Here is a 24,771-nt window from a genome sequence, read left to right on the forward strand (position 1 = left end):
GGTGGTGGTCGTCAGCCCGGCTTCCGGGCGACGGCGAAGACCCGGCGGAACGGGAACGGCGTGCCGTGCGGGCCGGCCGGATACGCCTCGCGCAGGGCCGCCCGGTACTCGGCGACGAAGTCCTCCCGCGCCTCGGGCTCGTCGGCGAGGGCGGTCAGCACGGGCCGCAGGCCGGTCCCCTTCACCCAGTCGAGCACCGGGTCCTCGCCCTGGAGCAGGTGGATGTACGTCGTCTCCCACACGTCGGCCGCGCAGCCGAGGGACGTCAGCCGCTCCAGGTAGGCCTCGGGATCGAGGACGGCGTCGGCGTGGCGCAGGACGCCGTCGAGCCGGTCGCGCCAGCGCGGCAGGGCGGCGATGTCGCGCATGAGCCGGTGGCTGGGGGCGTCGAAGTTTCCCGGCACCTGGAAGGCAAGGGTGCCGCCGGGTTTCAGACCGGCCGTCCAGTCGGCGAACCGTTCGGCGTGCCCGGGCACCCACTGGAGCGTGGCGTTGCTGACGATCAGGTCGAACGGCTCCTTTGGCGCCCACGTCCGTACGTCGGCGTGGCCGAAGTCGAGACGCCCGCCGCCCGGGGTCGGCCCCTCGTGGTCGACGTGGGCCTTGTCGAGCATCTCGGGCGAGTTGTCGTAGCCGGTGATCAGGGCGGTGGGCCAACGGGCGGCGAGCAGCGCGGTGACGTTGCCGGGGCCGCAGCCGAGGTCGGCGATGCGGGGACGGCCTGCGGGCGGCTGCGCCGGCGGGTCGGGGAGGCGGGCGAGGAGGTCGGCGAAGGGGCGAGCGCGGTGGCCGGCGTGCCGGAGGTACTGGCCGGGGTCCCAGGTGGGGGCGGCTGCGGGCATGGGTCCTCCTGGTGTCCTGGTGGTGACCGTACGGGACGCACACCCAGCGTGATCGAGCATCTATCTCGATGTCAAGAAACTAGACATCAAGAGACTCTACGTCGACACAACCACTACACTGATCGTCATGGAGGACGAGGTCGATCGGCTGGTCGCAGCGTGGCGCCGGGAGCGCCCGGACCTCGACGTGGAACCGCTCGAGGTACTCAGCCGTGTGAGCCGACTGGCCCGGCATCTGGACCGGGCCCGGCGGCTGGCGTTCTCCGAGCACAACCTGGAGCCGTGGGAGTTCGACGTCCTGACGGCGCTGCGCCGTGCGGGCACGCCGTACCAGCTCTCGCCGGGACAGCTCCTCACCCAGACCCTGGTCACCTCGGGCACGATGACGAACCGCATCGACCGCCTGGCCAAGAAGGGCCTGGTGGAGCGGCTCCCCGACCCCAGTGACCGCCGGGGCGTCCTGGTCCGGCTGACGGACGAGGGCCGGGACCGCGCGGACCAGGCCCTGGCGGGTCTGCTGGACCAGGAGCGCGCGATCCTCGCGGAGCTGTCCCGAGCCCAGCGCGGCGAACTGGCGGGGCTGCTACGCCAGCTGACCGCCCCGTTCGACAACATCCCCGGCTAGGTCCACGGGCCCGACCCCGGCCCGCCGCGCCAGGGCGACGGCGGCGAGGGTGGAATGCACGCCGAGCTTGCCGAGGACGTTCTGCATGTGGGTGCGCACGGTGTGCGGCGACAGGTACAGGCGCTCGGCGACGGCCTTGCGCCCCAGCCCCGCCACCATGCACCGCAGCACTTCCCGCTCACGCGGAGTGAGGGACTCGACGAGCCGCTCGCTCTCGGTGCGGTGCTTGCGCGCGGCGGTGAGCTCCCGCAGCACACCCGTCAGCAGGGCGGGAGGCAGATGCGTCTCCTCCCGCAGCACCCCGCGGATGACGGTGAGCAGCCGGGACAGGGAACAGTCCTTGGCGACCCATCCCGAGGCGCCGGCCTGCAGGGCGAGCGCGGCCCGCCGCGGATCGTCCTTCTCCGCGAGCACGACGATCCGTACGTTCGGCTGCGCCGAGCGCACGCCCGTGACGAGGGAGATCCCGTCGACGAGCCCGTCCTCGTTGCCCTCCTGCACGGGTACGGCCGGGCGGGCGCCCGGCACCTTGCCGCCCAGATCGGCGTCCACGAGCAGCACGTCGAACCGCCGTCCCTCGGCGACCGCGCGCTCCAGGCTGCGCAGCGCGGCCGGACCGCTGCCGGCCGCCGAGACGTCGACATCGGGCTCGGCGGCCAGAGCCGCCGCGAGTGACTCCGCGAAGATGCGATGGTCGTCGACGACCAGGACTCGGATGCGAACCACGAAACCCCCTTCCCCGAGCTCCCGAAGAGCAGGGGCTACCCCATCACCGGAGGATGACACCGCGCGGGTACGACGCCGGAGTGTCCGCAACCGCCGCGCCGACCGTCCGTCGTTGCCGCAGCAGCCTGTTCGGGTCGCCGCAGCCGCACGGCCGCCGCCGTGCAGTAACCGCTACCCCCACCCCGGGCGTCGTACCCGGCTGTCTCGCCCCCTGATCGGCACCGGCCCCCACCGGTGCTGTTCATCAGGGTACGGACGGGGGCCCGGAGCGGAAGGTTATTTGCAGAACTGACTGTCCGACGCGTTTATGGTGTGCCGCATGTTCCGTCTTGAGACAGAAGTCGACAAGGCCCGACGTGATCTGCTCCGCACACGCCTGCGGGACACGAACACAGCCGCCTCTCCGGTCCTGCGCGCCCTGCGCGGGACTCCGGACGAAAGGGACGCCCCCTTGCATGTGTGGGCTGTGAACGACGGCGACGACGACCTCGCCGGCGGCCTGGTCGGCCACACCTGGGCGACCTGGCTGCACGTGACGTACCTCTGGGTCGACGAACGCCACCGCGGCAGGGGCCTCGGCGCTCAGTTGCTCGCGCAGGCGGAACACATCGCGACGACGTCCCGCGGCTGCCGCGCGGCCCGCCTGGAAACCTGGGACTTCCAGGCGCCGCGGTTCTACGAGAAGCAGGGGTACGAGGTGGTGAGCGTGATCCCGGACTATCCGCCGGGGATCACGGAGTATGCGTTGACGAAGAGGCTCGCCTGATCTGCCGGGCACAAGCCCTCGCTGACGCGCCGCGCCACAGCAGACCTCAAGGATCGTGTGGTGGGTGGCCGTCAAGAACCCCGAGATGAAGGACGACCCGGCGGCCAACGCCTGTACGCGCGACCCCTTCTGCGTCGACAACGGTGAGAACCCCGGCGTCCCCCAGGCCATCGACACCGAGACCCTCGCCGGGCTCGCTCACCAGCGCACCGTCGTGCCGCCGACCAGAGTCTCCCTGGCACCGAACGCCCGGTCGACGGTGAACGCGCCCACCTGGGTCTGGCTGGACAAGGGCGCCCTCAAGCCCGTCTCCGTCACGGCAAGTCTGCCCGGCACCGGGCTGTGGGCGACGACGACGGCGAAGCCGACCGCGGCGCCCTCGTAGGGCGAGGGCGCCGCTTCGAATCGGGGTCGTCAGCTAAGGCGGCGGGCTCCCGCCGACGGGACCGCTTCGAAGACGCGCGGCGTCGTGAAGCCCGCCGCCGCGAACGCCTCGGTCACCGCCTTGGTGATGGCGTCGACGTCCGGCTCCTCCGCGAGGATGATCGCCGAGCCGCCGAAGCCGCCGCCCGTCATGCGCGAGCCCAGGGCGCCGGAGGCCAGGGCCGTGTCGACGACCAGGTCCAGTTCCGGGCAGGAGATGCGGAAGTCGTCGCGGAGGGAGGCGTGGCCCTCGACGAGGACCGGCCCGATCGCGCGGGTCTCGCCCGCCTCCAGGAGGGAGACGACCCGTTCGACGCGTTCGTTCTCCGTGACGATGTGGCGGACCAGGCGGCGGACCTCCTCCTCGTCGCCCAGGCGGGCCAGCGCCGCGTCCAGGCCGGCGAAGGGGACGTCCCGGAGCGCGTTGACGCCCAGCAGGTCCGCGCCCTTCTCGCAGCCGGCCCGGCGCTTGCCGTACTCGCCCTCGCTGTGGGAGTGCTTGACCTGGGTGTCGACGACCAGGAGGCGCATGCCCTCGGCCGCCAGGTCGAAGGGGATCTGCTTCTGGGAGAGGTCACGCGTGTCGAGGAACAGGGCGTGGCCGGCCTCGCAGCAGGCCGACGCCGTCTGGTCCATGATGCCGACGGGGGCGCCGACGTAGACGTTCTCCGCGCGCTGGCACAGGCGGGCCAGCTGCCAGCCGCGCAGGCCGAGGGAGAACAGGTCGTTCAGGGCCAGGGCGACGACGACCTCCAGGGCCGCCGACGACGACAGGCCCGCGCCCGAGGGGACCGTGGAGGCGAGGTGGATGTCCGCGCCCGTGACGGCGTGGCCGGCCTCGCGCAGGGCCCAGACCACGCCCGCCGGGTACGCCGTCCAGTTCTTGTCCGACTCGGGGGACAGCTCGTCGAGGCGGAGTTCGGTCACTCCTCCCTCCACGTCCTGCGAGTGCAGGCGCAGCACGCCGTCCGCACGGCGTGCCACCGCCGCCACCGCCGTGTGCGGCAGGGCGAACGGCATGACGAAGCCGTCGTTGTAGTCCGTGTGCTCGCCGATGAGGTTGACGCGGCCCGGCGCCGCCCACACACCCTCCGGCTCGGCCCCGTACAGCTCGCCGAACCGTGCGGCGACCGTCTCCGCCACAGCCTCGCTCATGCCTGACCCCTGACCTTCCGTACGTTTCAGTTGCCGCGCCGCTGCGCGAAGTCCCACGCGTCCGCGACGATTCCCGCGAGGTCCGCGCGGGACGGGTTCCAGCCCAGCTTCTCGCGGGCCGTGGCGGCCGAGGCCACCAGGACCGCCGGGTCACCGCCCCGGCGCGGGGCGACCACCTCCGGGATGGGGTGGCCGGTGACCGTGCGGACCGTTTCGATGACCTCGCGGACCGAGAAGCCGTTGCCGTTGCCGAGGTTGCAGATCAGGTGCTCTCCGGGGGCGGCGGCCGTCAGGGCCAGCAGGTGGGCCTCGGCCAGGTCCGCGACGTGGATGTAGTCGCGCACGCAGGTGCCGTCCGGCGTCGCGTAGTCGTCGCCGAAGACGGAGATCGCCTCGCGCCTGCCCTGCGCGACCTGGAGGACCAGCGGGATCAGGTGGGACTCGGGGTCGTGGCGCTCGCCGTACGCGCCGTAGGCGCCCGCGACGTTGAAGTAGCGCAGGGAGACCGCGCCCAGGCCGTGCGCCGCTGCCTCGCCCGTGATCATGTGGTCGACCGCGAGCTTGGAGGCGCCGTAGGGGTTGGTCGGGGACGTGGGCGCCGACTCGACGATGGGGACCTGCTCCGGCTCGCCGTACGTCGCCGCGGTCGAGGAGAAGACGAGCTTGCGGACGCCCGCCTCACGCATCGCGGCCAGCAGGGCCATGGTGCCGCCGACGTTGTTGTCCCAGTACTTCTCCGGCTTCACGACCGATTCGCCGACCTGGGAGGAGGCGGCGAAGTGGAGGACGCCGTCGAAGGAGAAGTCCAGCCATTTGGCGGCGTCGCGGATGTCGCCCTCGACGAACGTCGCACCCGCGGGAACGCCCTCGCGGAAGCCCGTGGAAAGGTTGTCGAGGACGACGACCTCGTGACCGGCCTCCAGGAGATGCTGCGCGACCACGCTGCCGACGTATCCCGCGCCGCCTGTCACCAGGTACTTCCCGCTCATGAACTCGCTACCTCTCGAAGTCGCTCGGCCGCGCGCTCCGGCGGCACGTCGTTGATGAACACGTTCATGCCGGACTCGGAACCCGCGAGGAACTTCAGCTTGCCGGAAGTGCGGCGGATGGTGAAAAGCTCGAGGTGGAGCGCGAAGTCCTCCCGCACGACACCGTCGAACTCCTCCAGCGCGCCGAACGGGGCCTGGTGCCAGGCCGCGATGTACGGCGTCGGAGGCTCGTTCTCACCGAAGATCCGGTCGAAGCGCCTCAAGAGTTCCAGATAGACCTTGGGGAACTCTGTGCGCGCGCCCTCGTCCAGCCCGAGCAGGTCGGGCACACGGCGCTTGGGGTACAGGTGGACCTCGTACGGCCAGTGCGCGGCGTACGGCACGAAGGCGACCCAGTGTTCACCCTCCAGGACGACGCGCTCACCGGCGAGTTCACGCTCCAGGACGGCGTCGAAGAGGTTCTCCCCGCCGGTCATCTCCTTGTGCGTCGCGGCCGAGCGGAGCATCAGGGCCGTGCGGGGGGTGGTGAAGGGGTAGGCGTAGATCTGGCCGTGCGGGTGGCCGAGGGTGACGCCGATCTCGGCGCCCCGGTTCTCGAAGCAGAACACCTGCTCGACGGCGGGGAGATGGGACAGCTCCGAGGTGCGGTCCGTCCATGCCTCCAGGACCAGCCCGGCCTGCTGCTCGGTGAGGTCGGCGAAGGACGCGTTGTGGTCGGAGGTGAAGCAGACGACCTCGCAGCGGCCCGAGTCGCCGGCGAGCGAGGGGAAGCGGTTCTCGAAGACGACGACGTCGTACGACGAGTCCGGGATCTCGCTCAGGCGATCGCCCTCGGAGGGGCACAGGGGGCACTCGTCGGCCGGGGGGTGGTAGGTGCGGCCCTGGCGGTGCGAGGCGATGGCGACGGCGTCGCCGAGGAGGGGGTCGCGGCGGATCTCCGACGTGGTGACGGTGCGGTCCAGCGGGCGTCGGTCGGCGGCGTCGCGCACGCTGTCGTCACGCAGGTCGTAGTAGATGAGCTCGCGACCGTCGGCCAGCCGGGTCGAGGTCTTCTTCACGCCGGACTCCTTGTCCTTCAAACAGAACCCAACATATCAAAACACAACTCACCACAATCGTCAACATCACAATCAAACAAAGAACATCAGCGGGCGTGTTCAATGACTGAATGCGGAGAAGTGGATTCCGCGAGGTGTCAGTTCCCGCGACAAAGCGAGGGCTCATGCAAACCCCCACCTACCTGTCAGCCGAGCTGCGACTCCCCACGAACTGGCTCGACTACACGATCCTCGGCATCTACTTCGTCGTCGTCCTCGGCATCGGCTTCGCCGCCCGCCGCTCGGTGAAGACCAGCCTCGACTTCTTCCTTTCCGGCCGTTCCCTGCCCGCCTGGGTCACCGGTCTCGCGTTCATCGCGGCCAACCTCGGGGCCACCGAGATCCTCGGCATGGCCGCCAACAGCGCCCAGTACGGCGTCTACACCACGCACTGGTACTGGATCGGCGCCATCCCGGCCATGGTCTTCCTCGGCCTGGTGATGATGCCCTTCTACTACGGCTCCAAGGTGCGCTCGGTCCCCGAGTTCCTGCTGCTGCGCTTCGACAGGGCGGCGCACCTGCTCAGCTCGGTCCTCTTCGCCTTCGCCGCGATCCTCATCGCCGGCGTCAACCTCTACGCCCTGGCCATCGTCGTCGAGGCGCTGCTTGGCTGGCCGGAGTGGGTGGCGATCGTGGTCGCCGGCTTCTTCGTCCTCGCCTACATCACCCTCGGCGGCCTGTCCTCGGCCATCTACAACGAGGTCCTCCAGTTCTTCGTCATCCTGGCGGCGCTCATCCCCATCTCCGTCCTCGGCCTGAAGAAGGTCGGCGGCTGGGACGGCCTGTCCGACTCCCTCACCGAGAGCCGCGGTGCCGACTTCATGACGTCCTGGGGCGGCACGGGCATCGGCAGCGACAACCCGCTGGGCGCGAACTGGCTGACGATCGTGCTGGGCCTCGGGTTCGTCCTCTCCTTCGGCTACTGGACGACGAACTTCGCCGAGGTGCAGCGCGCGCTGTCCGCGAAGAACCTCTCGGCGGCCCAGCGCACCCCGCTGATCGCCGCGTTCCCGAAGATCTTCATCGTGTTCCTGGTGATGATCCCGGGTCTGGTCGCCGCGGTCCTGGTCCCGAAGATCGGCACGCCCGACTCCGACCTCCAGTACAACGACGCCATCCCCTACCTGATGGAGCAGCTGCTGCCGAACGGTGTGCTGGGCATCGCCGTCACCGGCCTGCTCGCGGCGTTCATGGCGGGCATGGCGGCGAACGTGTCGTCCTTCAACACCGTGTTCACGACGGACATCTGGGCGAAGTACGTCGTCAGGGGCCGCGAGGACGAGTACTACGTGCGCTTCGGCCGGCTCATCACGGCGATCGGTGTCCTGGCCTCCATCGGCACGGCGTTCCTCGCACGGTCGTTCTCGAACATCATGGCGTACCTCCAGACGCTGTTCTCCTTCTTCAACGTGCCGATGTTCGTCGTCTTCATCATCGGCATGTTCTGGAAGCGGGCGTCGATGAAGTCCGGCTTCTGGGGACTGCTCGCGGGCACCACTGCGGCGATGGTCAACTACTTCGTCCTCTACAAGCAGGACATCATCGACATCCCCTCCGACCAGGGGGCCAACTTCGTCTCCGCGATCGCCGGGTTCGTCGCGGGCGCGGTGGTGATGGTTGCGGTGTCGCTGTTCACCGCGCCGAAGCCGGCGGAGGAGTTGCAGGGGCTGGTGTACGGCACGACCTCGCCCGGCATGGCGGAGCCGCCGGCGCCCGGGGACGAGGCGTGGTATCGCAAGCCGGCGCTGCTGGGATGGGGTGCGGTCGTCCTGGCCGCGGCCTGCTACATCCCGTTCTCGTTCTGACCGAGGGAGGATTGACAGATGTCCGAGCACTACTCCGACAGGGATGTGCAGCGCGAAGTCACCGACCTGGAGGGCAAGTCGGCGACCGCCGCGAGGCTGTTCGACATCCGGCGGATCATCGGCGGACTGTTCGTGGTCTACGGCGTCATCGTCACGATCGCCGGGTTCACGGCGTCCGACGCCGACCTCGACAAGGCCGAAGGCGTCAACATCAACCTGTGGACCGGGTTGGGGATGCTGCTGCTGGGCCTGTTCTTCCTGGCGTGGCTGAAGCTGAGGCCCGCGGCCCCGGCCCCTCCGGGGGTTGAGCCGGAGGACGACGAGCGGGTGGAGTGACCCGGCCGCGACGGTGCTGAGGGCGGGTGGGTCCGCAGCCCGGCGAAGCGGGGTGCCTCCCCCAAGCTCTTCGAGCAGGGGGTACCCCCAGCGCCCACCCGTGCCGCCCCCAGCGGCACGCATGCCCGCAGGCGGCGCGGACCCGCACCCGCGTACGGCGAGCAGGGGACGTGTCGGGGGGTGTCCGCCCGCAGCGGTTGGCGCGTCAACGGTACGCGCCGTCGAGGGGGCGATGCCCATGCCCGCCGCGATCAGGCGGGTGTCCTCGCCGTCCGCGACACGGACCAGGACCTCGACCTCCCTCGGCGTGAGCATGGACAGCAACCGCTGGCCCTCGTCGTCCGGTTGGGCCGCCGGGTTGAGCAACTCGCTGAACGCTCCCTGGAGCAGCTGCGGCGCCACCGCCGCCTCCCCCGCCCGCGCCTTCATGATCGCCCGCTCGACACCCTCTATCCGCTCATCGTGCCGGACGTAGCCGGAGGCCCCCGCCGCGAACGCCGCCGCGATGCCCCGCGGGCTCGGCACCGGGCCCAGCACCAGCACAGCGACCTGCGGCCGCTCCCGCTTGATCCGCACCACCGGGTCGAAGATCCCCGGCTCCGCCGGCGCCGCCGTCCCCAGCAGGCACACCTCCGGCGCCCGCGTGATCACCAGCTCCGCCGCCCCCGCGGCCGGCGCCGCCGCGGCGAGCACCCGGTGCCCCCGCAGCTTCAGCGCCGAAGCCAGCGCCTCGGCCAGCAATCGGTGGTCGTCGACCACCATGAGCCGCACTCCCATCGAGCAACCCCCCAGTCACCCCAGCCCCCCATGGAAGCCCCCCGGCTCCCCCGCCTTCATGCCCCCGGAAGCTACACGCTTGTTCGACGTTGCGCTCCCCCTACCCGCGAGAATCGCCCCGGATCGCCGAAATTCCTCTCATTCCAGGTTGACCGCGCCAAACGCGAACGGTCCCGCCCCTGAACAGGGACGGGACCGAAGCGGACATCAGCCGGTCACCAGACGATCAGCTCGTTCCGAAGCCGACCGCCAGGTACTCCTTGTCCCGCACCGTCGACCGCTTGCTCGCGTACACCTTGGACATGAAGAGGTGCCCGTCGGCGTACAGGAACTCGGAGTACTCCGGAGACATGCTGGTCTCCACGTCTCGCACGGCGTCCGTCGCGGGGTTCTGCAGCAGCGTCGTCTCCTTGAAGCCGGTGCCGGAGATGCTCACGACCTGTCCGCCCTTGTCGTACGGGGGGCGCTTGTACGCGATCAGGTTGCCGCCGTCCATGCGCAGCGGCGAGATCGTGTAGCCGTCGCCCGCGTCGGCCCGCTGCCCGGTCTGCTTGCCGGTGGCGAGGTCGAAGGCGACGATCTCGTTGGTCTGGCTGTACTTGCCGGTGCCGTCGTGCTCCTCGGTCGGCAGGTACAGCCGGTCGTTGCCGACGGCCAGCAGGTTGCAGGCCTCGACCCGGGTGATGCCCTCGCAGCGGGCCGCGAACTGCTCGCCCGGCGCGGAGATGCGCGTGCGCAGCTTGCCGGTCTTGCCGTCGATGGAGAAGAAGTCGGAGATGCCGCTGCCGTCGCCCGCGGAGTCGCCGACGTCGGCGGCCACGACCAGCGGGTTGGTCGACACGATGCTGGCGTACTCGATGCCCTCGGTCATCTTGTACTCCGAGATCACCTTCCCGGACTTCGGGTCGATGGTCTGGATGTGCAGCTGTCGCTGGTCGTAGGAGCCGCACTTGCGCACCGCGACCAGCTTGTCGCCGCCGCCGTACCCGGCGTCGTAGCAGGAGTCGGCCGGCTTCGGGCTCCACAGGAGCTTGCCGGAGACGTCGAAGGCGGCGCCGCCGCTGGTGCTGCCGACGGCGACGGTCTTCCCGCTGAGGGTGATGTTGTCGAAGTTGATCAGCTGGTCACCGGTCTTGACCGTCTTGGTCCACAGCCGCTTGCCGGCGTCGAGGTCGATGAGGGCGATCTGGCTGCACCCGTGCGAGGGGTCGGCCTTGGTGGGCATCGCCGGCTGGTAGAGGACCGCCGTGAGGTTGTCGTCCGTGACGTGGCGGCTGGCCTGGCAGACCGGGCCGGCCAGCGGGATCTTCCACAGCTCGCCGCCCTTGTCGCGGTCGTAGCCGACGATCCGGGCGATGCCGCTCTTGACGTACGCCTTGTCGGTGAGCCACGAGCCGGAGACGACGACCGTGCTGTCGTTCTTCACCTCGGGCGCCGGGACCTGGAAGAGGACCTTGGCGCTGGGGTCGGAGGGCGCCTTCTCCTTGCCGGAGGCGGTGCCGCCGTTGCCGTCGTCCGTGCCGCCGGTGCCGCCGCTGGAGGAAGCGGTGTCGTCCTTCTTGCCGTCGTCCTTGCCGGACGAGGCGTACCAGACACCGCCGCCGATGATCAGGGCGATCGCCACGACCGCGGCGACGATGATCAGCATCTGCGCGTTGAGCTTCTTGCCGCCGCCCGGCTGTCCGGCCTGCGGCGGGTGCGGCATGGTCTGCTGCGGATAGCCGTAGCCGGGCTGCTGCCCGTACCCCGGCTGCCCGAAGCCCGGCTGGCCGTAACCGGGCTGCCCGTAAGGCGCCTGCTGCGGCTGCCCGTACGGCCCCGGCTGCTGACCGGGATAGCCGTAACCGGGCGGGGTCTGCGGAGGCTGGGGCGCCGGAGCCCCCTGCGGATACCCGTAACCCGCCGGAGGCTGGGGCGGGTTCTGCGGGGCGGCCGACGGAGGCGTCTGCGGTGCCTGCGGCGCTTGGGGTGCCTGGGGGTAGCCGTACCCCGGCTGCGGGGACTTGCCGAGGTCCGGCCCGGCCGCGGGCGGCGGGGTCTGCGGCGGCTGGTCCTGGGGCGGCCCGAAGCCGCCCCCCTGCGGGGGCTGCTGGGGCGGCGGGGGCGGCGGCTGGGTCATGGCGTGGGTACCTCGGGGAAGGGGACGGACGACTGGCGGAGTGCGGAAGGAGGATGCGGAAGGGGAAGAGTCACTTGCCGTAGGCGAGCATCAACTTCTCCTTCGTGTCGTCATTTCCGCTCAGCCGGGTTGTCGAGATGTAGAAGCGCCCGTCGGCCCAGTCGATGTCCTTGGAGAAGAAGCTGTCCTCGATGTCCGCGGCACCCTGCGGGTTCTGCAGCAGCTTGGACGGCTTGTGGCTGCCGCCGCCGGTCGGGATGGAGACGATCTGCCCGCCCGCGTCGTACGACGGCTGCACATAGGCGATGAGCTTGCCGCCCTCGGTCTTGATCGGCAGCATCGACTCGTCGGACGGGGACTTCACGCGCCACTTCTCCTTGCCGTCGGCGAGGTTGACCGCGACGATCTCGTTGGCGCCGGAAGTGGCCTCGGTCGGCAGGTACAGCGTGGTGTCGTCGACGGCGACGCCTTCGCAGCCCGTGAGGTCGCGTTCGAGGATGGCCCAGCCGCACTCGGGGGCGAAGTCTTCGTCGAAGCCGACCTGCGAGCGGAACTTGCCGCCGGAGGTGAAGGTGGAGATGTTCCAGGCCTTCTTGTCCTCGTTGGTGCTGTAGACGACCAGCGGGCTGACCGAGTAGGTGCGCGCGACCCGCCACCCCTTGTCGAACGGCTGGGTCCACCTGGCCTTGCCGGTCTTGGGGTCGAGCTCCTGGACCTCGTCGTGCTCCTTGCCGGTCCCGGCGCCGCAGGAGGAGACGGCGATCAGCTTCTCGCCGCCGGCGAACGCGGCGGGGAAGCAGGCGTTGCCGTACTTCTTCTTGTCGAAGAGCTTGTCGCCGTTGGTGACGTCGTAGGCCGTGCCGGACTGGGAGCGGCCCACCATCAGCGTCTTGCCCGTGATGGAGAGTTCGACGGAGAGCGTGGAGTCGAACAGGGCGCCGTCGGCGACCTCTTCCTTCCAGCCCTTCTCGCCGGTGACGAGGTCGATCTCCTGGAGCTGGTTGCACTTGGCGCGGTCGCTGCTGCCGCTCATGTACGCGACGACGATCTTGTCGTCGGACGTCTTCTGCGGGGTCGTCGCGCAGATCTTCTGCGGGAAGGTGATCGCGTCCCAGGAGGGTTTGCCGTCACCGACGTTGTAGGCGAAGAGCTGCTTGTACGCGGCCTTCACCGCCGTCTTGCCGGTGATCCACATGCCGTCGGCGTCGGCGCCGGAGCCGGGCGCGTCGGGCGCCTCCTTGTACCAGAGGACCTTGGCCTCGCCGGCCTGGCGGCCCTCGTTGAGGTTCTCCGGGTCCTCGCCGCCGTCGCCGCTGCCGTCACCGGGGTTGACCGGGGCGGAGGAGCCGGGCTTGGCGTCGTCGGTCTTCTGGGCGACGGGCTTCTTCTTGCCCTTGCCGTCGTCGCCGCTCGTGACGGCCCACACGGTGCCGCCGACCACGAGCAGCGCGGCGACCGCGGCGCCGATGATCATGGCGGGCTTGCCCTTGAAGGGGTTGTTCGAGCCGCCCCCGGGCGGGGTGCCGGGCCCGCCGGGGTACTGCGGCTGCGGCGGGTAGCCGTACCCGGGCTGGCCGTACGGGCCCGGCTGCTGCGGCTGGCCGTAGGGGCCGGGGCTGTACGGCCCCGGCTGCTGCGGCTGCCCGTACGGACCGGGCTGCTGCGGAGGCTGCTGCGGGTAGCCGTACCCCGGCTGCGGCGGGCCCTGCGGGGGCGGCGGCGTCTGGGGCGGGCCCTGGGGCGGCGGCGGGGTCTGCGGTGCCCCGTAACCACCGCCCTGGGGCGGCTGGTTCTGCGGTGCTCCGAAGCCACCGTGCGGTGGCTGACTGGGCGGCTGAGTCATCAGCGGCTCCCCCGTTCGATCACTGATTTTTAGCCACGCCCTGAGGTACGCGATGGGCTCAGAGTCGCTTCATAAAGTTCTAAGACGCCTCTTTCTATCACCAGGTTCCGACAGCGCAGCGGGCCGATCACCCCCTGTTCCCAAGGGAGGACCGGCCCGTGATGCCCTCGTTATGCGCCTTCACGCACCCTTCACGCGTCCTCGGCCAGTTCCAGCCAGCGCATCTCCAGCTCCTCGCGCTGACCGGCCAACTCCCGCAGCTCGGCGTCCAGTTCGGCCACCTTCGCGAAGTCCGTGGCGTTTTCGGCGATGTGGGCGTGGAGCTTCGTCTCCTTCTCGGAGACCTTGTCGAGCTGCCGCTCGATCTTCTGGAGCTCCTTCTTGGCGGCGCGCTGGTCGGCCGCGCTCTTCTCCGGGGCGGCGGACTGCTGCGCGGCGGCGGGGGCCGAGGCGGCCGCGGCCTCCTCCATGCGCTGCCTGCGCTCCAGGTACTCGTCGATGCCGCGCGGCAGCATCCGCAGGGCCCCGTCGCCGAGCAGCGCGAACACCCGGTCGGTGGTGCGCTCGATGAAGAACCGGTCGTGGGAGATGACGATCATCGAGCCGGGCCAGCCGTCGAGCACGTCCTCCAGCTGGGTCAGCGTCTCGATGTCGAGGTCGTTGGTGGGCTCGTCGAGGAAGAGGACGTTGGGCTCGTCCATGAGCAGGCGCAGCAGCTGGAGCCTGCGGCGCTCACCGCCGGACAGGTCACCGACGGGCGTCCACTGCTTCTCCTTGCCGAAGCCGAACGTCTCGCACAGCTGCCCGGCCGTCATCTCGCGTCCCTTGCCGAGGTCGACGCGCTCGCGCACCTGCTGCACGGCCTCCAGCACCCGCGTGGCCGGGTCGAGTTCGGCGACCTCCTGGGAGAGGTAGGCCAGCTTCACCGTCTTGCCGACGCGGACGCGCCCGCCGACGGGCTGGGTCTCGCCGTCGGACCGGGCGGCCTCGGCCATGGCCCGCAGCAGGGACGTCTTTCCGGCGCCGTTGACCCCGACGAGGCCGATCCGGTCGCCGGGCCCGAGCTGCCAGGTGACGTGCTTGAGGAGGACCTTGGGGCCCGCCTGGACGGTGATGTCCTCCAGGTCGAACACGGTCTTGCCGAGCCGGGTGGAGGCGAACTTCATCAGCTCGCTGCTGTCCCGGGGCGGCGGCACGTCCGCGATGAGCTCGTTGGCGGCCTCGACGCGGAAGCGCGGCTTGGACGTCCGGGCGGGCGCCCCGCGGCGCAGCCAGGCCAGCTCCTTGCGGACGAGGTTCTGCCGCTTGGCCTCCTCGGTGGCGGCGATGCGCTCGCGCTCGGCCCTGGCGAAGACGTAGTCGGAGTAGCCGCCTTCGTACTCGTAGACCGCGCCGCGCTGGACGTCCCACATACGCGTGCACACCTGGTCGAGGAACCACCGGTCGTGGGTCACGCACACCAGCGCCGACCTGCGGTTCTGCAGATGCCGGGCGAGCCAGGCGATGCCCTCGACGTCGAGGTGGTTGGTGGGCTCGTCCAGGACGAGCAGGTCCTGCTCCTCGATGAGCAGCTTGGCCAGGGCGATCCGGCGCCGCTCACCGCCGGAGAGCGGGCCGATGACGGTGTCGAGGCCCTTGGGGAACCCCGGCAGGTCGAGCCCTCCGAACAGGCCGGTCAGGACGTCCCTGACCTTGGCGTCGCCCGCCCACTCGTGGTCGGCCATGTCGCCGATGACCTCGTGGCGGACGGTGGCCGCGGGGTCGAGGGAGTCGTGCTGCGTGAGCACGCCGAGGCGGAGCCCGCCCGAGTGCGTGACGCGCCCGGTGTCGGCGTCCTCCTGCTTGGCGAGCATGCGGATGAGCGTGGTCTTGCCGTCGCCGTTGCGGCCCACGACACCGACGCGGTCCCCTTCGGAGACGCCGAGGGAGACGCCGTCGAGCAGGGCGCGGGTGCCGTACACCTTGCTGACGTTCTCGACATTGACCAGGTTGACGGCCATTACTCTCCTGCCAAGGGGGATGGATCGACCCCCAGGGTAGTCGCGCGTGGGGGTGCTCCGGCCGGGGCGGTCAGACGCCGCCCGCGGCTTCCCGGCGGCGCTGGTAGCGCCACACGTCGTGCAGCCGCTCGTCGTCGCGCAGTTCCTCGGCCACAGGCCCGATCCGGTGCTCGGCCTCCACGCAGCGCGGGTCGTCGCGGTAGGCCAGGCCGGAGACGGCGCCGATGCGGATCTCCTGCCGCTCGTCGTGGGTGAGAGCGACCAGCACATCCCCCACCTCGGGCTCGCTCCCCCGGTGGTGCCCGAGCCAGTGGCACACCGCCTCGCGTACGCCGGGGTCCTCGTCATGGGCCAGGTCGAGCACGGCGGTGAGGCTCTCGGGGCGGTGCACGGTCTGCGGCACCAGTGCGCGCACCCCCGGGTCCGGGTGGGTGAGGTACGACAGCCCGACGGCCTCGATCTCCGGGGCGCTGTCGTGGGTCATCGCGTGCAGGAGAACCGCCAGCACCTGCGCGTCCTCCTCCTGTTCCGCCCACGGCACGAGCTCACGCCCCCGTTCCCAGAACGGCTGGCTTCCCTTGACGAAGTCTCCGAGGATCAGGGACAGCAGGAGGTCGGCGGCGAGCAGGCGGTGGGTCCGGTCGGGATGGTTGAGCAGGTCCCGGCTCCACAGCCAGGTCTCCTCGTCGGTCCGCCGGCCGAGCGTGAAGACGACGTCGCACCACACGACGTGGTCCCGGTCGGGGTGGGCGAGGGCCCGGGCGACCAGTTCGTCGAAGGGGGTGCGGATGCCGTAGAGGGCCTCCATGGACGTGAGGACGGCCCGGTGCTCGTCGCGCACGGTCACGGGGCCGAGCGTGAGCTGCTCGCACCACCAGCCGACCTCGTCGTCCACGGCCCGGATCCGCTCGACGGGCCCGGTGAGGCCGGTGAGGCGGCGCAGTCCGGCCTCGGCGCCCGCCTCCGACCAGCGCCTGGCCCGGTCCAGCAGTCCGGCGCGCGCCGGTGCCGGGAGCGGGATCCGGCTGGTGGCGAGCGTGTAGGTCATGTGGTGTGACCCGCCGTCCACCGCCCGCAGCAGCGGCGTGCTCCCGTCGGGCAGCGGGCGCAGGGGGTCGGCTCCGGCCTGGAGCAGCGCTTCGGCGACGGGTTCGTCGTACGCCGCCACCGCGAGGCACAGGACCGGGAGGCCGTCGGCGAGGGTGTCTGGGTCGGCCCCGGACTCCAGCAGTGCCCTGACCTCGTCCGCGTCCCCGCGCCGTACCGCCGCGACCAGTTCCCGCACGCCTGCGCCCCCTCGTGAAACAACTGAGGGAGCCTAGACGCCCGGCCGCGGCCGCGGCACGTGATTAACGCCCGGCGATCGTCGCCCCGGGCGCCGGGCCCGAGGCCGTACGCACCGTCCGGCACGTCCCGGACGCGAGCAGGGCCTGTGCCACCGCGGCCGCCGACTCCGGGTCGCGTACCAGGAACGCGGTGGTCGGGCCGGAGCCCGAGACGAGCGCGGTGAGGGCACCGGCGGCCCGCCCCGCGGCCAGGGTGCCGGCGAGTTCGGGGAGGAGCGACAGGGCCGCGGGCTGGAGGTCGTTGGAGACGGCGGCGGCGAGCGCGTCCGGGTCGCCCTTGGCGAGGGCGGCGAGGAGTTCCTGGGAGGCGACGGGCTCGGGGATGTCCGTGCCCTCGCCGAGCCGGTCGAACTCGCGGAAGACCGCGGGGGTGGACAGGCCCCGCCCGGCCATCGCGAACACCCAGTGGAAGGTGCCGCCGACCTCCAGGGGCGTCAGCTGCTCGCCCCGCCCGATGCCGAGGGCCGCCCCGCCGACCAGGCTGAACGGCACGTCGCTGCCCAGCTCGGCGCAGATCTCCAGGAGTTCCTCGCGGGAGGCGCCGGTCTGCCACAGCGCGTCGCAGGCCACCAGGGCGCCGGCGCCGTCCGCGCTGCCGCCCGCCATGCCGCCGGCGACGGGGATGTCCTTGGCGATGTGGAGGTGGACGCCGGGGCTGCGGCCGTACCGTTCGGCGAGCGCCACGGCGGCCCGTGCCGCCAGGTTCGTGCGGTCCAGGGGGACCTGGTCGGCGTCCGGGCCGTCGCAGGTGACGCGGAGCTCGTCGGCCGGGGTGACGGTGATCTCGTCGTAGAGGCCGACCGCGAGGAAGACGTTGGCCAGGTCGTGGAAGCCGTCGGGGCGGGCGGCGCCGACCGCCAGCTGGACGTTGACCTTGGCCGGGACACGGACCGTGACGCTCACGCGGGCTCCTTCTCCTGGTGCCGGTCCGCCTTGTGCTCGGCGATCCGCGCGAACTCTTCCACGGTCAGCGACTCGCCCCGGGCCTGCGGCGAGACCCCGGCGGCGACGAGGGCCTCCTCGGCCGCGGCGGCGGATCCGGCCCAGCCGGAGAGCGCGGCCCGCAGCGTCTTGCGGCGCTGGGCGAACGCCGCGTCGACGACGGCGAACACCTCGCGCCGGGCGGCCGTCGTCTTCAGCGGCTCGCTCCGGCGGACCAGCGAGACCAGGCCGCTGTCGACGTTGGGCGCCGGCCAGAACACGTTCCGCCCGATGGCACCGGCGCGCTTGACCTCGGCATACCAGTTGGCCTTGACCGAGGGGACGCCGTAGACCTTCGAGCCGGGCGGCGCGGCGAGCCGGTCGGCGACCTCCGCCTGGACCATGACGAGGGTGCGCTCGATGGTCGGGAAGGTCTCCAGCATGTGCAGCAGGACCGGCACGGCCACGTTGTAGGGCAGGTTGGCGACCAGCGCGGTGGGCGCGGGGCCCGGCAGTTCGGTGACGTGCATGGCGTCCGAGTGGACCAGGGCGAACCGGTCGGCGCGCTCGGGCATGCGGGCCGTGATGGTCGCGGGCAGCGCACCGGCGAGCACGTCGTCGATCTCCACGGCCGTGACCCGGACGGCGGCCTCCAGCAGCGCGAGGGTGAGCGACCCGAGGCCCGGGCCGACCTCGACGACCACGTCGTCGGGGCGGACCTGTGCGGTGCGGACGATACGGCGGACGGTGTTCGCGTCGATCACGAAGTTCTGTCCGCGTTGCTTGGTCGGGCGCACGCCGAGGGCCGCCGCGAGCTCGCGGACGTCGGCGGGGCCCAGGAGGGCGTCGGGGGTGGGGCTGCTGGTCACGGGACAAGGGTACGGGGGTTCGGTTCCCCCCTCGTCCGCCTGCTCGTCCGCCCGCTCATCCGCCCAGCCGTGCCCCGCAGTGCGGCCAGGGGCTGGCTCCCTGCCGCACGTACAGCTTCTTCGCCCGGTACGTCTGTTCCGCCGCCGGGGCGTCCTGGGGGCGGCCACTGCCGCCGAGGGCCTGCCAGGTGCGGGTGTCGAACTGGTAGAGGCCGCCGTAGGTGCCCGAGGAGTCGACCGCGTCGGGCCGGCCGCCGGACTCGCAGGCCGCGAGGCCCTGCCAGTCGAGGTGGTCGGCGCCCTGCACGGAGGCGGGGCGCGGCTTGGTGCCGACCTTGACCACCTGCGGGCGCGGCTCGCGCACCACCTCGGACCTGATCCGGCGTGGCTTCTGCTTGACGCCGTTGACCGTGCGCAGGGAGTAGGTGACCCGGCGCAGGCCCGGTTCGCCCGGGCGCTCCACGACCTCCGTGCCGCGGAAGAGGTCCGGGTCCTCCGTGCGCCGCACCTGGAACGGGATCGCCTCCTCGCGGACCTCCTTGCCGCCGGTGATCCGCAGCACGGTCACGGTCTGCCCGTCGCGCGGGAAGCTCCCCTGCGGGACCGACGTGGTGTCCTGGCCGTGCAGGGTGATCCCGGCCTCCTCGACGGCCTCCCGTACGGTCGCGGCGTTGGTGCGCACGGTGCGGGCGCGGCCGTCCGCCATGATCGTGACCGTGCGTTCGGTCCGCACGTCCAGGGCGAGCCCTTCACGCCCGATGCGCCGGGAGCGCGACGCGGACACGTACGCGCCCTCCTGCCGCACGCCCAGCTGCCGCAGCGCCCCCTCCACCGTGTGGGCGGTCGTCCAGACCTCGCGCCGGTGCCCGTCGAGGGTGAGCCGCACGGGACGGGCGAAGTGCACGGCGACCTCGTCGCCGCTGCTGATCTCCGTGCCGGGCCCGGGCGCGACCACGTCATGGGCGCCCACCTCGACGCCCTCCTCCGCGAGCAGCTCGGTGACGTCGTCGGCGAAGGTGTGCAGGGTGCGCGCCTTGCCGTCGACGTTCAGCTCGATCGCCTTGTCCTTGGCGACGAACGCCGTGGTGCCGCCGGCCAGGAAGGCGACGACCAGGGCCTGCGGGAGGAGCCGCCGCATGGGGCTGTCCGGGCGCTCGGCGTAGCGCGCCTTGCGCCGGCGTGCGGATCTTCGGTGCGCGCCGGTGCGCGCCACGGCACGAGATCCGGCGTGCACACCCGGGCCCTGGCCCGGCCGCCCGACGGACCCGGGCGCCGGCCCGTCGTCCCGGGCACCCTGCCGGGGCAGCCCGGGCAGGGTCGGCGCCTCGTAGGCGGGCCGGTAGGTGTCCGCGTAGGTGTTCGCGTAGGCGCCGGGTGACCCGGGTGCCGCGGGCGTCCCGCAGCCGAGCGTCTCGGCGCTGTGCAGATCGACCGGCGGGGCGTGGAAGTCGCCGTACACCGGGTGGGCATAGGCCGGGCCACACGTCTCATACGTCTCGTAGGTCTCAGAAGTCCCGTACATGTCGTACGTTCCGTATCGGGAGTTGCTCACGCCGACACGCTCCAGGGGCCGGAGGGGTCCAGAGGGGTCCGGATCGGGCCCCCAGAACCTAGCGGAGCGTTCGTCACTCTCCAAAGCGACGCGGCTACGCACAGTAGTGCGGCCGGTGTCAGTACCCGAAGGCGCGTGCGGTGTTGGCGCCGAGCGCCGTGGCGAGGGTGTCCTCGTCGATGCCGCGCACCCCGGCCATGGCGCGCACGGTGACCGGCACGAGGTACGGGGCGTTGGGCCGCCCGCGGTAGGGCGCCGGGGTGAGGAAGGGCGCGTCCGTCTCGACGAGGAGGAGCTCCAGCGGGGCCACGGCCACCGCGTCCCGCAGATTCTGGGCGTTCTTGAAGGTGACGTTGCCGGCGAAGGACATGAAGTAGCCCGCGCTCGCGCAGATCTCCGCCATCTCGGCGTCGCCGGAGTAGCAGTGGAAGACGGTCCGCTCGGGGGCGCCCTCCTCCTTCAGCACGCGCAGGACGTCGGCGTGGGCCTCGCGGTCGTGGATGACCAGGGCCTTGCCGTGGCGCTTGGCGATCTCGATGTGGGCGCGGAAGGACAGCTCCTGCGCGTCCTTGCCCTCGGGCCCGGTGCGGAAGTAGTCGAGGCCGGTCTCACCGACGCCCTTGACCTGGGGCAATGCGGCGAGCCGGTCGATCTCGGCGAGCGCTTCGTCCAGCGCCGCCCGGCCGCCGGCCTCGCGGGCGCCCTGCCGCGACCAGCCGTCGGGGTCGCCGTGCACGATCCGGGGTGCCTCGTTCGGGTGCAGGGCGACCGTGGCGTGGACGGCGTCGTGGGCCGCCGCGGTCTCGGCCGCCCACCGGGAGCCCTTGAGGTCGCAGCCGACCTGCACGACCGTCGTCACTCCGACCGACGCCGCCTTCGCCAGTGCCTCCTCGACCGTGCCGGACTGCATGTCCAGGTGGGTGTGGGAGTCGGCGACCGGGACCCGGAGGGGCTCCGGGAGGGGCGGGGCCGCGTTCTTGTCCTGGCGGCCGGAGTCGTTCGAAGGCATGCCCCGATCCTACGAAAGAGGTACGCCCTCCCCGATGGGGGAGGACCGGGGAGGGCGTCGGACAAGGCGGCCGGACGGGTCAGCTCGCCTTGCGCTGGAAGGGGTGCAGCAGGTCGGACAGGTGCCAGTGGTGGTGCTCGCGCCCCTCGCCGTCGGCCGGCGGCGCGGGCACTTCCACGGGCCCGGCGGGCGGCGGCACCCGGGAGGGCCGGTGCGCCGCGTCGCGCGCCGACGCGACCCGCCCGGGCCGCATGATCCGCACGACGTGGCTGTCGCAGTGGTGGCACTCGGGCTTGCTCAACGGGGAGGGCACGACCTTGCCGTCCGCGACGTAGAGGACGAACTCGTGACCCGCGGCGTCCGTATGGTGCTCTATCTCGTACGACTGCTCCCAGCCGTGCCCGCACCGCATGCATGCGAACGAGTAGGACTCGTTGACGACTGCGCTCGCACCGGCGCGGAGCCCGGTCTGCCCTGCGATCTCACTCATGCCAGCTCCTGTTCCGCTGTGGCGTGAGGACGATTCCGTCCCCGCAACCCAGTGGACTCCTCGGCCGGACCGATGGCAGCAGACCTGTCGACTGTTGGCCCCGATTTGGGCGTCCCTTGCCGTTGCACCCCTTGCGCTTTGCCCACCCATGGGGCGCACGCTCAAACGACATGCGCCCTGCTCAGAGGGTGTTCAACGCCCCCTTTAGGGGCGCGGGGAACTGCGCGATCGACCACACACCACCCGCACCCCGCGAAGCACCTGGAGCCCCACCCCGAACCCGGTCAGGGAGCGGCATTCTTCGCAGCGACCACGGCGTCAAAAACAACCCTCTTCGGCACACCCGCCTCCACCGCCACCGCGGCGATCGCCTCCTTGCGCCGCTCCCCCGCTTCCTCCCGCACCCGGACCCGCCGCACCAGCTCCTCGGGACCGACCTCCTCGGGCCCCTTCTCCGGCGCGCCCTCGACCACGACCGTGATCTCCCCGCGCACCCCCTCCGCGGCCCACGCGGCCAGCTCCCCGAGCCCGCCACGCCGCACCTCCTCGTACGTCTTGGTCAGCTCACGGCACACCGCGGCCCGCCGCTCCGCCCCGAACACCTCGGCCATCGCCGCCAGCGTGTCGTCGAGCCGGTGGGGAGCCTCGAAGTAGACGAGCGTCCGCCGCTCCCCGGCGACCTCCCGCAGCCGCCCCAGCCGCTCCCCCGCCTTGCGCGGCAGGAACCCCTCGAAGCAGAACCGGTCGACCGGCAGTCCGGACAGCGCGAGCGCGGTGAGCACCGCGGACGGTCCGGGCACGGCGGTGACCCGCACGTCCCGCTCGACCGCGGCGGCGACCAGCCGGTACCCCGGGTCGGACACGGACGGCATCCCCGCGTCCGTGACCAGCAGCACCCGCGACCCGCCCACCAGCTCCTCGACCAGCTCCGGCGTCCGGGCGGACTCGTTGCCCTCGAAGTACGACACGACCCGCCCCTTGGGCATGACGCCGAGCGCCTGGGTCAGCCGGCGCAGCCGCCGCGTGTCCTCGGCGGCGATCACATCGGCTCCGGCCAGTTCCTCGGCGAGCCGGGGCGGGGCGTCCGCGATGTCGCCGATGGGGGTGCCTGCGAGTACGAGGGTTCCGATCACGCCTCCATCCTCCCAGGGGCGGCGGACGCGGACTCCTCCCAGGGGCGGAGGATGCGGACGCATACCGGCCATGCACGGGACTCACACAGAACGGTTCCCTACGATGGCGCGGTGACCAGTACCGCGTCCTCCACGGACACCCGGCAGGGCCAGGCGCCGCTCGACCAGCGGCCGTCCTGGCAGCAGCGGCTGCGCCGTTTCGGCTACCAGGGGCAGCCCAGAAGCGACGCCCGCGACGTCCGTGACCGCCTGGTGCCGCCCTACACCGAGCCCTCCCCGCGCCTGTGGGCGGCGCTCGGCGTCCCGCACAAGCTCGCGGGCCGGCTGGTGCGCTGGTCGGGCTGGATCGGCCCGCTGCTCGTCACGCTGCTGGCGGGGGTGCTGCGGTTCTGGAACCTGGGCAGCCCCAGGGCGGTGATATTCGACGAGACGTACTACGCCAAGGACGCGTGGGCGCTGATCCACCGCGGGTTCGAGCTCAACTGGGACAAGAAGGCCAACGACCTGGTCCTGTCGTCGGGCGGGCACGTCCCGCTCCCGGCGGACGCCGCGTACGTGGTGCACCCGCCGGTCGGCAAGTACGTCATCGGGCTCGGCGAGCTGATGTTCGGGTTCGACCCCTTCGGCTGGCGTTTCATGACGGCCGTGCTCGGCACGCTGTCCGTGCTGCTGCTGTGCCGGATCGGCCGCCGCCTGTTCCGCTCCACCTTCCTGGGGTGTCTGGCGGGCGCGCTGATGGCGGTGGACGGCCTGCACTTCGTGATGAGCCGCACGGCGCTGCTCGACGGCGTGCTGATGTTCTTCGTGCTGGCCGCGTTCGGCTGCCTGCTCGTCGACCGTGACCGGGCCCGCGCGAAACTCGCCGCCGCGCTGCCGGCGGCCGAGGACGGCAGGGTCCGTCCCGACCGGCACACGGCGGAGACGGCCCGCCTGGGGTGGCGCCCCTGGCGCTGGGCGGCGGGCCTGATGCTGGGCCTGGCCATCGGCACGAAGTGGAACGGCCTCTACATCCTGGCCGCGTTCTGCCTGATGGCGGTGTTGTGGGACGTCGGTTCGCGGCGGGTCGCCGGTGCCCGGCACCCGTACGCGGCGGTCCTCAGGCGCGACACCGGCCTCGCGTTCCTCGCCACGGTCCCGGTCGCCCTGGTCACCTACCTGCTGTCCTGGACCGGCTGGATCCTCTCCGCCACGAACGGCTCCGGCGGCTACTACCGCAACTGGGCCGCGACCAGCGGCAAGGGCGGCAGCTGGACGTTCCTGCCCGACTGGCTTCGCAGCCTGTGGCACTACGAGCACCAGGTGTACGAGTTCCACGTCGGCCTGTCCTCGCCGCACACGTACCAGTCCAACCCGTGGAGCTGGCTCGTCCTCGGCCGCCCGGTGTCGTACTTCTACGAGTCCCCGGCCCCCGGCAAGGACGGCTGCCCCGCCGACGCCGGCGAGAAGTGCGCCCGCGAGGTCCTCGCGCTCGGCACGCCGCTGCTGTGGTGGGTCGCCTGTTTCGCGGTCCTCTACGTGCTGTGGCGCTGGTTCTTCCGCCGTGACTGGCGCGCGGGGGCCATCGCCTGCGGCATCGCGGCCGGCTACCTGCCCTGGTTCATGTACCAGGAGCGCACGATCTTCTTCTTCTACGCCGTCGTTTTCCTGCCGTTCCTGTGCCTTGCGGTCGCGATGCTCCTCGGCGCGATCATCGGCCCACCCCGCTCCACCGACACCCGCCGCGTCGCGGGCGCCACGGCGGCGGGCGTCCTCGTCCTCCTGATCACCTGGAACTTCATCTATTTCTGGCCGCTCTACACCGGCACCGCCATCCCGATCGACGACTGGCGGTCGCGGATGTGGCTGGATACGTGGGTGTAGCAGGGCGCGTGAGCATGACGGTCCCGTAACCCGCAGGACCGTCATGGACCGTGGCCGGTCGTCAGCGGCCGTGGACCAGCAGAGCAGG

Annotated in this window: 21 protein-coding genes and 1 pseudogene; 6 read left to right on the forward strand and 16 right to left on the reverse strand. The window is 71.6% G+C overall.

From position 1 onward, the window contains the following. Window positions 1-11: 11 nt before the first annotated feature. Window positions 12-842, reverse strand: coding sequence for a trans-aconitate 2-methyltransferase (locus tag OO68_RS28725; RefSeq protein WP_033312081.1), 831 nt, complete (start codon window positions 840-842; stop codon window positions 12-14). 127 nt (window positions 843-969) lie between these two features. On the opposite strand from OO68_RS28725, the gene tamR reads away from it, so the two are divergent. Beyond that, window positions 970-1,467 carry a MarR family transcriptional regulator TamR gene (gene tamR, locus OO68_RS28730; protein WP_004000571.1) on the forward strand — a complete coding sequence of 166 codons (498 nt, stop codon included), beginning with the start codon at window positions 970-972 and terminating at the stop codon, window positions 1,465-1,467. On the opposite strand, the gene OO68_RS28735 is transcribed toward tamR, so the two are convergent. Next, window positions 1,426-2,193 (reverse strand): LuxR C-terminal-related transcriptional regulator, encoded by a 768-nt coding sequence (locus tag OO68_RS28735; RefSeq protein ID WP_033312082.1) that lies wholly within the window; start codon window positions 2,191-2,193, stop codon window positions 1,426-1,428. The two genes, tamR and OO68_RS28735, sit on opposite strands and share 42 nt — an antisense overlap. 307 nt (window positions 2,194-2,500) lie before the next feature. On the opposite strand from OO68_RS28735, the gene OO68_RS28740 reads away from it, so the two are divergent. After that, window positions 2,501-2,959 (forward strand): GNAT family N-acetyltransferase, encoded by a 459-nt coding sequence (locus tag OO68_RS28740; RefSeq protein ID WP_209442626.1) that lies wholly within the window; start codon window positions 2,501-2,503, stop codon window positions 2,957-2,959. A gap of 64 nt (window positions 2,960-3,023) precedes the next feature. Beyond that, complete coding sequence (locus OO68_RS28745; protein WP_245237199.1) at window positions 3,024-3,344, forward strand: hypothetical protein; 321 nt, start codon at window positions 3,024-3,026, stop codon at window positions 3,342-3,344. A gap of 29 nt (window positions 3,345-3,373) precedes the next feature. On the opposite strand, the gene galK is transcribed toward OO68_RS28745, so the two are convergent. The 3 genes from galK to galT are packed head-to-tail and all read right to left on the reverse strand — an operon-like array spanning window position 3,374 to window position 6,584. Beyond that, window positions 3,374-4,537, reverse strand: coding sequence for a galactokinase (gene galK / locus OO68_RS28750; RefSeq protein WP_033312084.1), 1,164 nt, complete (start codon window positions 4,535-4,537; stop codon window positions 3,374-3,376). A gap of 26 nt (window positions 4,538-4,563) precedes the next feature. Beyond that, a complete protein-coding gene (gene galE, locus OO68_RS28755) occupies window positions 4,564-5,526 on the reverse strand; it encodes a UDP-glucose 4-epimerase GalE (protein ID WP_033312085.1) in 963 nt (320 codons plus the stop codon). After that, on the reverse strand, window positions 5,523-6,584 hold the full coding sequence (galT, locus tag OO68_RS28760) for a galactose-1-phosphate uridylyltransferase (RefSeq protein ID WP_033312086.1): 1,062 nt from the start codon (window positions 6,582-6,584) through the stop codon (window positions 5,523-5,525). The genes galE and galT overlap by 4 nt, the downstream gene beginning before the upstream one ends. Window positions 6,585-6,748: 164 nt before the next feature. On the opposite strand from galT, the gene OO68_RS28765 reads away from it, so the two are divergent. Both OO68_RS28765 and OO68_RS28770 read left to right on the forward strand, forming a co-directional pair. Beyond that, entirely contained in the window at window positions 6,749-8,428 is a 1,680-nt protein-coding gene (locus OO68_RS28765) for a sodium:solute symporter family protein (RefSeq protein WP_033312087.1), read from the forward strand. An 18-nt stretch (window positions 8,429-8,446) separates the two neighbouring features. Then, complete coding sequence (locus tag OO68_RS28770; RefSeq protein ID WP_033312088.1) at window positions 8,447-8,764, forward strand: hypothetical protein; 318 nt, start codon at window positions 8,447-8,449, stop codon at window positions 8,762-8,764. A 210-nt stretch (window positions 8,765-8,974) separates the two neighbouring features. Here OO68_RS28770 and OO68_RS47830 read toward each other — a convergent pair. From OO68_RS47830 to rsmI, 11 genes and pseudogenes are all read right to left on the reverse strand, one after another. After that, window positions 8,975-9,541 (reverse strand): annotated as a pseudogene (locus OO68_RS47830) (response regulator); the annotation flags it as partial. A gap of 226 nt (window positions 9,542-9,767) precedes the next feature. After that, complete coding sequence (locus OO68_RS28775; protein ID WP_033312089.1) at window positions 9,768-11,660, reverse strand: outer membrane protein assembly factor BamB family protein; 1,893 nt, start codon at window positions 11,658-11,660, stop codon at window positions 9,768-9,770. 70 nt (window positions 11,661-11,730) lie between these two features. After that, window positions 11,731-13,503, reverse strand: a complete 1,773-nt coding sequence (locus tag OO68_RS28780; RefSeq protein WP_033312090.1) for an outer membrane protein assembly factor BamB family protein — start codon at window positions 13,501-13,503, stop codon at window positions 11,731-11,733. Between the two features lie 191 nt (window positions 13,504-13,694). Further along, the gene (locus tag OO68_RS28785) at window positions 13,695-15,503 is read right to left on the reverse strand and encodes an ABC-F family ATP-binding cassette domain-containing protein (RefSeq protein WP_033312091.1); all 1,809 of its coding nucleotides are present in this window, start codon (window positions 15,501-15,503) and stop codon (window positions 13,695-13,697) included. Between the two features lie 70 nt (window positions 15,504-15,573). Beyond that, a complete protein-coding gene (locus OO68_RS28790; RefSeq protein ID WP_051814843.1) occupies window positions 15,574-16,788 on the reverse strand; it encodes an ankyrin repeat domain-containing protein in 1,215 nt (404 codons plus the stop codon). Window positions 16,789-16,852: 64 nt separating this feature from the next. After that, the gene (locus OO68_RS28795) at window positions 16,853-17,752 is read right to left on the reverse strand and encodes a 4-(cytidine 5'-diphospho)-2-C-methyl-D-erythritol kinase (protein WP_033312092.1); all 900 of its coding nucleotides are present in this window, start codon (window positions 17,750-17,752) and stop codon (window positions 16,853-16,855) included. Further along, window positions 17,749-18,639 (reverse strand): 16S rRNA (adenine(1518)-N(6)/adenine(1519)-N(6))-dimethyltransferase RsmA, encoded by an 891-nt coding sequence (gene rsmA, locus OO68_RS28800; protein WP_033312093.1) that lies wholly within the window; start codon window positions 18,637-18,639, stop codon window positions 17,749-17,751. The genes OO68_RS28795 and rsmA overlap by 4 nt, the downstream gene beginning before the upstream one ends. Before the next feature lie 55 nt (window positions 18,640-18,694). Next, window positions 18,695-20,191, reverse strand: coding sequence for a resuscitation-promoting factor (locus tag OO68_RS28805; RefSeq protein ID WP_033312094.1), 1,497 nt, complete (start codon window positions 20,189-20,191; stop codon window positions 18,695-18,697). Between the two features lie 118 nt (window positions 20,192-20,309). Continuing rightward, window positions 20,310-21,200, reverse strand: a complete 891-nt coding sequence (locus OO68_RS28810; RefSeq protein WP_033312095.1) for a TatD family hydrolase — start codon at window positions 21,198-21,200, stop codon at window positions 20,310-20,312. Window positions 21,201-21,279: 79 nt separating this feature from the next. Next, the gene (locus OO68_RS28815; RefSeq protein ID WP_033312096.1) at window positions 21,280-21,690 is read right to left on the reverse strand and encodes a hypothetical protein; all 411 of its coding nucleotides are present in this window, start codon (window positions 21,688-21,690) and stop codon (window positions 21,280-21,282) included. 284 nt (window positions 21,691-21,974) lie between these two features. Next, window positions 21,975-22,823 (reverse strand): 16S rRNA (cytidine(1402)-2'-O)-methyltransferase, encoded by an 849-nt coding sequence (gene rsmI, locus OO68_RS28820; protein WP_033312097.1) that lies wholly within the window; start codon window positions 22,821-22,823, stop codon window positions 21,975-21,977. Window positions 22,824-22,934: 111 nt separating this feature from the next. On the opposite strand from rsmI, the gene OO68_RS28825 reads away from it, so the two are divergent. Beyond that, complete coding sequence (locus tag OO68_RS28825) at window positions 22,935-24,683, forward strand: dolichyl-phosphate-mannose--protein mannosyltransferase (protein WP_033312098.1); 1,749 nt, start codon at window positions 22,935-22,937, stop codon at window positions 24,681-24,683. Window positions 24,684-24,771: the final 88 nt, after the last annotated feature.

The organism is Streptomyces iakyrus (genome assembly GCF_000717055.1).
Classification (GTDB): domain Bacteria; phylum Actinomycetota; class Actinomycetes; order Streptomycetales; family Streptomycetaceae; genus Streptomyces; species Streptomyces iakyrus.

Bases quoted from the DNA above. Each gene is read 5' to 3' on its own strand.
- OO68_RS28725 (WP_033312081.1), bottom strand. From the start codon at position 842: ATGCCCGCAGCCGCCCCCACCTGGGACCCCGGCCAGTACCTCCGGCAC.
- galE (WP_033312085.1), bottom strand. From the start codon at position 5,526: ATGAGCGGGAAGTACCTGGTGACAGGCGGCGCGGGATACGTCGGCAGC.
- galK (WP_033312084.1), bottom strand. From the start codon at position 4,537: ATGAGCGAGGCTGTGGCGGAGACGGTCGCCGCACGGTTCGGCGAGCTG.
- OO68_RS28775 (WP_033312089.1), bottom strand. From the start codon at position 11,660: ATGACCCAGCCGCCGCCCCCGCCGCCCCAGCAGCCCCCGCAGGGGGGC.
- OO68_RS28765 (WP_033312087.1), top strand. From the start codon at position 6,749: ATGCAAACCCCCACCTACCTGTCAGCCGAGCTGCGACTCCCCACGAAC.
- OO68_RS28785 (WP_033312091.1), bottom strand. From the start codon at position 15,503: ATGGCCGTCAACCTGGTCAATGTCGAGAACGTCAGCAAGGTGTACGGC.
- OO68_RS28815 (WP_033312096.1), bottom strand. From the start codon at position 21,690: ATGAGTGAGATCGCAGGGCAGACCGGGCTCCGCGCCGGTGCGAGCGCA.
- OO68_RS28780 (WP_033312090.1), bottom strand. From the start codon at position 13,503: ATGACTCAGCCGCCCAGTCAGCCACCGCACGGTGGCTTCGGAGCACCG.
- OO68_RS28810 (WP_033312095.1), bottom strand. From the start codon at position 21,200: ATGCCTTCGAACGACTCCGGCCGCCAGGACAAGAACGCGGCCCCGCCC.
- tamR (WP_004000571.1), top strand. From the start codon at position 970: ATGGAGGACGAGGTCGATCGGCTGGTCGCAGCGTGGCGCCGGGAGCGC.
- OO68_RS28740 (WP_209442626.1), top strand. From the start codon at position 2,501: ATGGTGTGCCGCATGTTCCGTCTTGAGACAGAAGTCGACAAGGCCCGA.
- OO68_RS28770 (WP_033312088.1), top strand. From the start codon at position 8,447: ATGTCCGAGCACTACTCCGACAGGGATGTGCAGCGCGAAGTCACCGAC.